General features: G+C 62.7%; 7 protein-coding genes. 1 reads left to right on the forward strand and 6 read right to left on the reverse strand.

The window, feature by feature from the left end; all coding sequences use genetic code 11:
* Positions 1-182: 182 nt before the first annotated feature.
* The 4 genes from QCD75_RS21300 to tkt all read right to left on the reverse strand — a co-directional run bounded on the left by QCD75_RS21300 (position 183) and on the right by tkt (position 4,780).
* Complete coding sequence (locus tag QCD75_RS21300; protein ID WP_301231501.1) at positions 183-656, reverse strand: ribose-5-phosphate isomerase; 474 nt, start codon at positions 654-656, stop codon at positions 183-185.
* Positions 657-666: 10 nt separating this feature from the next.
* Positions 667-1,386 carry a ribulose-phosphate 3-epimerase gene (gene rpe, locus QCD75_RS21305; protein ID WP_301231503.1) on the reverse strand — a complete coding sequence of 240 codons (720 nt, stop codon included), beginning with the start codon at positions 1,384-1,386 and terminating at the stop codon, positions 667-669.
* Positions 1,387-1,423: 37 nt separating this feature from the next.
* Positions 1,424-2,545 (reverse strand): transaldolase, encoded by a 1,122-nt coding sequence (tal, locus tag QCD75_RS21310; RefSeq protein ID WP_301231505.1) that lies wholly within the window; start codon positions 2,543-2,545, stop codon positions 1,424-1,426.
* A 102-nt stretch (positions 2,546-2,647) separates the two neighbouring features.
* On the reverse strand, positions 2,648-4,780 hold the full coding sequence (tkt, locus tag QCD75_RS21315; protein ID WP_301231511.1) for a transketolase: 2,133 nt from the start codon (positions 4,778-4,780) through the stop codon (positions 2,648-2,650).
* Between the two features lie 182 nt (positions 4,781-4,962).
* Between tkt and QCD75_RS21320 the strand changes: the two genes are divergently transcribed.
* Positions 4,963-6,267: a helix-turn-helix transcriptional regulator gene (locus QCD75_RS21320; RefSeq protein WP_301231506.1), complete on the forward strand. Its 1,305-nt coding sequence runs from the start codon at positions 4,963-4,965 to the stop codon at positions 6,265-6,267.
* A gap of 260 nt (positions 6,268-6,527) precedes the next feature.
* On the opposite strand, the gene QCD75_RS21325 is transcribed toward QCD75_RS21320, so the two are convergent.
* Positions 6,528-7,193, reverse strand: coding sequence for a DUF5134 domain-containing protein (locus QCD75_RS21325; protein ID WP_301231509.1), 666 nt, complete (start codon positions 7,191-7,193; stop codon positions 6,528-6,530).
* A gap of 75 nt (positions 7,194-7,268) precedes the next feature.
* The coding region (locus QCD75_RS21330) for an APC family permease (protein ID WP_301231510.1) at positions 7,269-8,983 on the reverse strand (1,715 nt) is incomplete at its 5' end.

Genomic DNA, 8,983 nt, shown 5'->3' on the forward strand with positions numbered 1-8,983 from the left:
GCGGTCGATCATCTCGGAGTAGATCTCTGGGGTTGCAATGGGCATGCTGACTCCTGTGCTGGTGTTCGTCTGCGCGCCCTTCCCTGCTGGTCAAGGCATTGTCCGCCCTCCGGTGGGTTCCAGCCAACGGAAAGCGGCTGCTCATAGCCCGCCCCTGGGACGAAGCTATGAAAAATGCCAAGCTATCCGGCAACCTCACCGGTGGTCTCATAGGCTGCGATCTGGCCAATGCGGCGTTCGTGGCGCTCGGCCTGGCTAAACGGTTCTGCCAGGAATGCCTCGATCAGTTCTGTAGCTTCCTGAACGGTGTGCTGCCGTCCACCCACTGCCACTAAGTTGGCATTGTTGTGTTCACGGGCCAGTTTCGCCGTGTCCAGGTTCCATGCCAAGGCCGCGCGGACGCCTTTAACTTTATTTGCGGCGATCTGCTCGCCGTTTCCCGAGCCGCCCAACACTATCCCGAGGGCGTCTACGCCCGCGGCCTGATCGGCCACAACGGCAGACGCCGCCTTAATACAGAACGCAGGGTAGTCGTCCTCGGCGTCATAGGCCGCCGGCCCGTGATCCACCATCTGGTAGCCCTTGGCTGACAGTGCAGTAATGAGGTGGGAGCATAGCTCCATTCCGGCATGGTCGGTTGCGATATGAACGCGCATCGGTGGCCCTTCAGGCTGGTTGGGGTGTGGGGTTGTTGAGGTGCAGAGCCCTCGGACCGAAGGCAAGCTGGCCGTTCGCGCGCAGCGATTCGATGGCATCCGCAGGCGATGGCTTGCCGTACACGGCGGATCCTGCCACAAAGACGTTGGCACCGGCCTCCGCTGCGCGCATGATGGTTTCCTCCGTGATGCCGCCGTCCACCTGGATGGCCACGTTGACCCCTGAGCCCTCTACCGCCGCCCGGGCACGGCGGATCTTCGGCAGCATGACGTCCAGGAACGCCTGGCCGCCGAAGCCCGGCTCCACCGTCATGATCAACAGCATGTCCAGTTCGGGGAGCATGTCCAGGTACGGTTCCACCGGAGTGGCCGGGCGCAGTGCCATGCCCGCCTTGGCCCCACGTGCCCGAAGTTCGCGGGCGAGTTTGATGGGAGCATTGGATGCCTCGACGTGGAACGTCACCGAGCTCAGGCCTGCGTCGGCGTACTGCGGCGCCCAGCGGTCCACGTTGGCAATCATCAGGTGGGCGTCCAATGGGATGGGGCTGACTTTCTGCAGCCGTTCCACGACAGGCAGGCCGATGGTCAGATTTGGCACAAAGTGGCTGTCCATTACATCCACGTGTACGGCATCGGCGTTGCCGATGCGGGCAAGCTCGGCCTCGAGGTTGACGAAGTCGGCCGAGAGGATGCTGGGGTTGATGCAGCAGTTCAAAGGTGATGCGGACATGATGTCGGCCTTTCGATGGCGGTCAGAACTCGGTGGGTCAGGAAGACTTCCGTGCGGAGGCGAGGGCGCCTTCGACGTCGGCCAGCAGTTCCTTCCAGCTGGCCACGAACTTGTCCAGGCCCTCGGACTCCAGGAGGGCCACCACCTCGTTGTAGGAGATGCCCAGTCCGTCCAGGGCGTTCAGCACGCGGTTGGCTTCCGCGTAGGTGCCGGTGATGGTGTCACCAGCGACCACGCCGTGGTCGAAGGTGGCGTCGAGCGTCTTCTCCGGCATGGTGTTTACGACGTCGGCAGCAACCAGTTCGGTCACGTAGAGGGTGTCGGGGTAGGCCGGGTCCTTGACGCCGGTGGAGGCCCACAGGGGACGCTGCGGGAGTGCGCCAGTTTCGGCCAGGACCGCCCAGCGCTCGGTGGCGAAGAGTTCTTCATAGACCTGGTAGGCCAACCGGGCGTTCGCCACTCCGGCTTTGCCCTTGAGTGCCTTGGCTTCGTCCGTACCGATAGCGTCCAGGCGCTTGTCGATCTCAGAATCCACCCGGGAGACGAAGAACGAGGCAACCGAGTGAATTTTGGCGAGGTCGTGACCGTTTTCCTTGGCCAGTTTCAGGCCGGACTGGAAGGCGCTAATGACGGCGCGGTAGCGCTCCAGGGAGAAAATCAAGGTCACGTTGACGCTGATGCCTTCGCCCAGGGTTGCCGTGATGGCGGCCAAGCCTTCGAGCGTTGCCGGAATCTTGATCAGGACGTTGTCCTTGTCCACCTTCTTATAGAGGTTCTTCGCCTCGGCGATGGTGCGCTCGGTGTCCCAAGCGAGACGGGGGTCAACCTCGATGGAGACACGGCCGTCCACGCCGTTGGTGGCGACGGCGATCGGTGCGAACAAATCGCAGGCGTCGGCGACGTCGGTGGTGGTGATCTCGAAGATGGTCTCCTCGACGCCGGCGCCCTGCGCGGCAAGTTCGGCGATCTTTGCGTCATAGTCCGAGCCGGAGGTGATCGCGGCCTGAAAGATGGACGGGTTGGTGGTCACGCCCACCACGTTCTTTTCGTCGATGAGCTTCTGCAGGCTGCCGCTGGCGAGACGCTCGCGGGAGAGGTCATCGAGCCAGATGGACACACCGGCATCGGACAACTGGGCGGTAGGGGTTGCTTTGATCATGGCTTCTGCTTCTTCCTTCATAAATTACGGACTGGTGACAGTTCGCGGCGGCGCCGCGGGACGTCCCCCAATGAGGCCGTCCCGCGGCGCCGGCCGCAGTGGTCAGGCGCGGGCAGCGGCCAAGGAGTCCTTGGCGGCCGCGGCGACAGCCTCCGCGGTTATGCCAAACTCCTGGAACAGGCGCTTGTGGTCCGCCGAAGCACCGTAGTGCTCGAGGCTGACGGACCGGCCGGCATCGCCGACGAATTCCCGCCAGCCCAGGGCCAGCCCGGCCTCGATCGAGACGCGGGCCTGGACGGCGGCCGGCAACACGAACTCCCGGTAAGTGGCGTCCTGCTTGTTGAACCACTCGACGCACGGCATGGAGATGACGCGGGCGGCGACACCTTCGGCCTGGAGGGCTTCACGGGCCTGGACGGCCAGCTGCACCTCCGAGCCGGTAGCGATCAGCAGCACCTGGGCTGGCACGGTGGCGCCGTCCCTCGAAGCCTCGGCCAGAACATAGCCGCCCTTTGCGACGCCCGCCGGGGAGGCAAAGGTGTCACCCTCGGCCGCACCCTCGCCGCGGGCGAAGGTGGGGACGTTCTGACGGGTCAGAACGATGCCGGCCGGGTTCTCGTGGTTTTCCAGCATGGTCTTCCACGCTATGCCCACCTCGTTCGCGTCACCCGGACGGACCACGTCAAGGCCAACAACGGCGCGCAGGGTAGCGAGCTGCTCAACGGGCTGGTGGGTGGGGCCGTCCTCACCAAGGCCGATGGAGTCGTGGGACCACACATAGATGGACGGGACACCCATCAAGGCGGAGAGGCGGATTGCAGGGCGCTGGTAGTCGCTGAAGATCAGGAATGTGCCCGAGAAGGCGCGTGTCCGGCCGTGCAGCGAGATGCCGTTCACAATCGATGCCGCGGCGTGCTCGCGGATGCCGAAGTGCAGGACCCGGCCGTAGGGGTTGCCTTTCCATGCATCCGTGGAGCGGGAGGCCGGAATGAACGACGGCGATCCTTCGATGGTGGTGTTGTTGGACTCGGCGAGGTCGGCCGAACCGCCCCACAGTTCGGGCATAACCGGACCCAGCGCGTTCAGGACCTTTCCCGACGCTGCACGGGTGGAGACATCCTTGCCGGCTTCGAAGACCGGCAGGACGGCTTCGAGTCCGGCCGGAAGCTTCTTGGCTTCAATCCGCTCCAACAATGCGGCACCCTCAGGGTTGGCCGACTGCCAGGCCTGAAAGGACTCGTCCCATTCGCTGCGGACAGCGGCACCGCGTTCGACGACGGCGCGGGCGTGCGCCAGGACATCCTGATCCACCTCGAAGGACTTGGCCGGATCGAAGCCAAGGACCTTTTTGAGGCCGGCTACTTCATCAGCACCGAGTGCTGAACCGTGGATCTTGCCGGTGTTCTGTTTCTTCGGCGCAGGGTACCCGATGATGGTGCGCAGCGAAATGATGGACGGCTTGGTCGTTTCGGCCTTCGCGGCGAGCAGGGCCGCGTACAGCTCCTGGACGTCTTCGACGTATTCGCCGGTTTCAGTCCAGTCAACGCGCTGGGTGTGCCAGCCGTAGGCCTCGTAGCGCTTGAGGACGTCTTCAGTGAAGGAGATGTCGGTATCGTCCTCGATGGAGATGTGGTTTTCATCGTAGACGACAACGAGGTTGCCCAGTTCCTGGTGACCCGCCAAGGAGGAAGCCTCGGAAGTCACGCCTTCCTGGATGTCACCGTCGGACGCGATAACCCAGATGGTGTGGTCAAACGGGGATGTGCCCTCGGCGGCGTCCGCGTCGAACAGGCCGCGCATCCGGCGCTGGGAGTAGGCGAAACCCACCGAAGAGGCAAGGCCCTGGCCCAAGGGACCGGTGGTGATTTCAACACCAGCGGTGTGCTTGTACTCCGGGTGGCCGGGGGTCAGCGAATCCCAGGTGCGCAACGCCTTGAGGTCGTCCAGTTCCAGCCCGTAACCGGACAGGAACAACTGGATGTAAAGGGTCAGCGAGGAGTGACCGGGTGACAGGATGAAACGGTCACGTCCCAGCCAGTCCGGGTCGCGGGGGTCGTGGCGCATCAGCTTCTGGAAGAGAAGGTAGGCGGCCGGGGCCAGGCTCATGGCCGTGCCGGGGTGGCCGTTGCCGACCTTCTCGACGGCGTCCGCGGCCAGAACACGGGCTGTGTCCACGGCGCGGTCGTCCGCGGGAGTCCAGTCGAGTGCCGCTGAATTCGCAGTGCTGGAGAGCATCACATTTGTTGTCGGTTTCACGGTTTGTCCTCTTGGATCTGGTCGGCCTGTAACGGCCGGACGGATGCTTTCTGGTTGATATCCATGATTGCGAAACAAACGGGCAGGGGTAACACTGTTTTCTGACGGTTCTTACTACCCTTTTGGGTTGGGTAGAGGTTCCGCCCCGGTATGATGGCGGCATGAGCGCCGCCCACGACCCATCCCTAAGAGAATCCACCACGCCCCTGGCAGACCTGCCGTGGCCGCTTTTGCAGAGCGTGGCAGCATTGGCAGATGCCCCGCTGGCCCAGATAGCAGAGCGACTGCGTGACGCCACACTCCCCTACATGGGAAGCAGCGCGCTGGTCATCTTTACCGAAGACTGCACGGGCCGGCCGCAGAAGAAGGCGGGCGACAAAGAAATCATTTCCACGGTCTCCATCATCGAACTGGACACGCTTCGCGCCACCCTTTCCGATGAGGGACCCTGGTTCGGCGAAGCCGAGCTCGCCGGCCAGACCCGCCCCGTGCTTGCCCTGAAACACGCCTCCAGTAATGCCCTCCTCGTCCTCACGGATCCCCCTGCCGATCCGGGACGCAACGCCGGGCTGGAGCTGGTGGCGTATCTGTGGCGCCTTACTGCGCGGCGGATCCGCGAGAAAGTGGCTGACGCGCCGCCCTCGTACCTGCTGGAATCGCGGGCGGCGTCCGCCGAACGCCTCCGCGTGACGGCGGAACTGACCGATCTGCACTCCACCACGCTAGAGACCCTCATGGCAGCCCTTCGGTCGTCCTCCCTGAACGATGCAGCAGCCCGCACAACCGCCACCGACCTCACCGCCAAGGCTCTGATCGGGCTCCGGACTCACAGCGACCGCACCACGGACCTTGTAAGAGAGCCCGTTGCCAAGGCGTTCGAACGCCTGCGGGAGGACCTGCGGCCGCTCACACGCTACAGCGGCATCGAGATCGAATTCATCGAGCCGCCGCTGAACGGAAGGGCCCTGCCCGGCGAAGTTGCCCACGCGGCACGGGCCATCGTCCGCGGACTAGTGCTGGCCATGACGGAACAACCGGACGTCAGCAGGGTACGTACGCAGTGGGACTGCGACGGCGAAAACCTGCTGATTAACGTACGCGATGACGGCCGCGGTGCACTCAAAGCCGACGCGCCGAGCATCGCCCGCCTGGACCGCCGGGTGCAGGCGCTCACCGGACAGCTTCGGATCGACGTTATGCCGGGCTGGGGTGCGGACGTTTTTGTCACCCTCCCCCTGGACCTGCCAACGCGGCCCGCCGGCGATGTGGCCGGCTGGGACCTTGCCCCCCGGGAGCTTGAGGTGCTCCAGTACCTTGTTGCCGGGCACCGCAACCGGACCATCGCGTCAACGCTGGGCATCAGCGAGAACACGGTCAAGTTCCACGTCCGAAACCTGTTCAAGAAGCTCGAGGTCGGCTCACGCACCGAGGCGATCGCCCTGGCGCACAGCCACGGGCTCCGTTGACCAAGTAAGAGACGCACTGCAGGTACCGGAACAATCTGCCGCGTCCATGGATAACCGCGCAACGGGCGGCCTACCTCTGACGAGGCAGCGCCGCGCTGCTGCCCGATATCAGCTGGTCAGGACTCCGCCCTCCGGGGCCATCCACAGCGAGAGAAGCGAGTTGGAAAAGTGCCGGACTCGGTCTGCAAGGCGGCGCAGTAAGCGCGGTCGAGACCGAGGGCGGGCTCAGGCGCGAGCCCTGTGGCGAAGCGCGGGTACCATCATGCGGACATTGCGGCAAACATCAGGGCCATGGCAGCGGCGCCGAGAGCTTCGAGTCCGTGTTCTGTGCGGACAGAAAGTCTTGGCGCCGACGTGCTGGGGAGGGTGATTGTCGGTCCCCGGAAACGAAGCGAAAGGACGGTAAATACGACCGCAGCAACTCCGAAAACTATTGTCATAAGGAGCGCGAGGTCGGGTGAGTGATCAAATGTTGCGACCGGAAGGCCTTTGGTTTCGGCTGTCATCGCGTGGTGGGCATGAGGCGTTGACGCTCCGCCTGCCTGCATTTCATGGGTCGTTGTGGTCACATGACCCATCATGGCGACCATGAGAGCAGCGCCGGCCATGGTGATGCTGTGGTAGCCGCAAGTCAGTCGGCGCTGGCTACCCGCGCAGAGTGTTTTGAATTCCGGCCGTGCGACCGCCTGGATGACAAACCACAGTGCCGCTCCGGCGAGGACGGCGACCTGAGCAAGCATGAACGACGGCGCGAGGTTCCATAGCGTGACAGCCATCAGGAGGTTCATGAGGGCATGGAGGCTCTTGTTAACCCTGTCCGTGCCCTGCTTGGACTTTGTCGCCTGCAGGATCTGATAGCTTCCGGTAAGCAGTAGGAAGGCCGTGAGGGTCCAGGTAATGGCGGGCACATCGAACACGCGGATCACGCTCTCCCTACTGGTTTGAGTTAGTTAACGGGGTCGGTCCCCGATACTGCTGCCGCAGCACCGGGGACCGCCTGTTCAGGGCCTTTCCCTCTCCAGCGCTAGTTCATCTTCATCACTCAGTTCGAGCTCACCCAGGGGATTCTTCCGCTCGAGTTCCCTGATGCGTTCGAGATCGATCGGGCGCATCGGCTCCGGATCTTCTTCGTCCAGGACCGGGCCGTGACCATCCTCGGCGAGAACGACGTAGCCGATGGTTTCATACTTGAGCGGATTGGTCTTCCGCAGGTAAAGGGCCAGTCCTGCCCCCGCGATGAAGAGTCCACCGGCGATGTAGGGGATGAGCTTGAAGAGCAGAGACGATGCTGCAGGTCCGGCAGCGGTGTCCAAATTCATGCACATCAGGATGACAACACCGAGCATCCCCACTCCACCGACTACGGGTGCCACTTTGGTGCGCCACACGTTTTCTTCCGGATGGTGGTGCCGGAAGTAGTTGAATACAGCGGCCATGGTGATGGTCTGCACAATCAGTAGCGTGAATGTCCCGAGCACCGCCAGCAGAACAAAGACATCCAGGTATGGATCCTTATTGAAGAACCAGAACCCGAGAATCCACAGGATTGCAATGCCTGTCTGGAGGAACGACGCGATGTGCGGGGACCCATGCTTCGGGTGCGTTCTGCCAAGTACGCCGGGGAGGATTCCTTCCCGACCGAGGGAATACATGTACCTTGATGCCGCGTTGTGGAACGCCATCGCACAAGCGAAGGATCCGGTCATCATCAGCCATTCCATGACCAAAACCCACCCGTGCCCGACAAAGACGTCCGTGGGGTGAAAGAACATGTCGAGCGGACTGGCGCTTTGCGCCAAAGCGATGGCTTGTTCAGCGCCGTTGCCTGCGACGGACATCCAAGAGACAAACGTATAGAAAATACCGACGCCCGTGACTGCGATCAACGTGGCAATAGGGACAATCTTCTTGGGGTTCTTTGATTCCTCCCCATACATGACTGTCGACTCGAATCCGGTCCAGGACCAGAACGCGATGAACATCGCGAGACCCGGCGCGGCGACCTGGAGGCCGTTTGGCAGGAATACATTAATCGGGTTCAGCGTCTCAGGCATCAGCCCGTCGGGTCCCCCGCCATTGAAGAGCACGCCGAAGGCCATGATTGCCAGAATCCCGATCTCAGTGGCCAGCAGCAATGTAAGGATTTTTGCTGCGAGGCTGATCTCGAAGTAGGTCAGAAACCCAATGAGGAGGAGGCCAACCACGGCGAAAACGACCCAGTGAACATCCAGCCCGAGTTGGTCCAGAAAGGCTAGATGACCGAAGTAGGCGAAGATACCGATGATGCTGGCTTCAAAGACGATGTAACTGAAGGTGACCATGAAGCCAGTCCCGAGGCCAAGCACGCGTCCCAAACCGCGGGAAATGAATCCGTAGAAGGCCGCTGTTGAGGTCACATAGCGGGCCATGGAGACATATGCGACCGCAAAGACCGTCAGGATAACTGTCGCCCAGATATATGTTGCCGGGGTCCCGGTTCCGACACCATAGCCAACCGCAAACGGGACGTTTCCGCTCATTACCGTAATCGGTGCGGAGGTCGCCACAGCCATGAACACAACATCCCACAACCCTAGGCTGTTGGCTTTCAGCTTGCCTGGGTGGGAGCCCTGCTTGGCCGGAGCGTCCGCGCGGGGACCTTGAGTGCTCATGATTCGTGTCCGGAGCTGCAGTGGTTTGTGGTTGTTGAGTTGCAGTGATCGGAGGGGGTGGCCGA

The organism is Arthrobacter sp. PsM3, from assembly GCF_030433895.1.
Taxonomy (GTDB): Bacteria; Actinomycetota; Actinomycetes; order Actinomycetales; family Micrococcaceae; genus Arthrobacter.

Coding starts and splice junctions, on each gene's coding strand:
- rpe (WP_301231503.1), bottom strand. CDS start 1,386: ATGTCCGCATCACCTTTGAACTGCTGCATCAACCCCAGCATCCTCTCG.
- tkt (WP_301231511.1), bottom strand. CDS start 4,780: ATGCTCTCCAGCACTGCGAATTCAGCGGCACTCGACTGGACTCCCGCG.
- tal (WP_301231505.1), bottom strand. CDS start 2,545: ATGATCAAAGCAACCCCTACCGCCCAGTTGTCCGATGCCGGTGTGTCC.
- QCD75_RS21320 (WP_301231506.1), top strand. CDS start 4,963: ATGAGCGCCGCCCACGACCCATCCCTAAGAGAATCCACCACGCCCCTG.
- QCD75_RS21300 (WP_301231501.1), bottom strand. CDS start 656: ATGCGCGTTCATATCGCAACCGACCATGCCGGAATGGAGCTATGCTCC.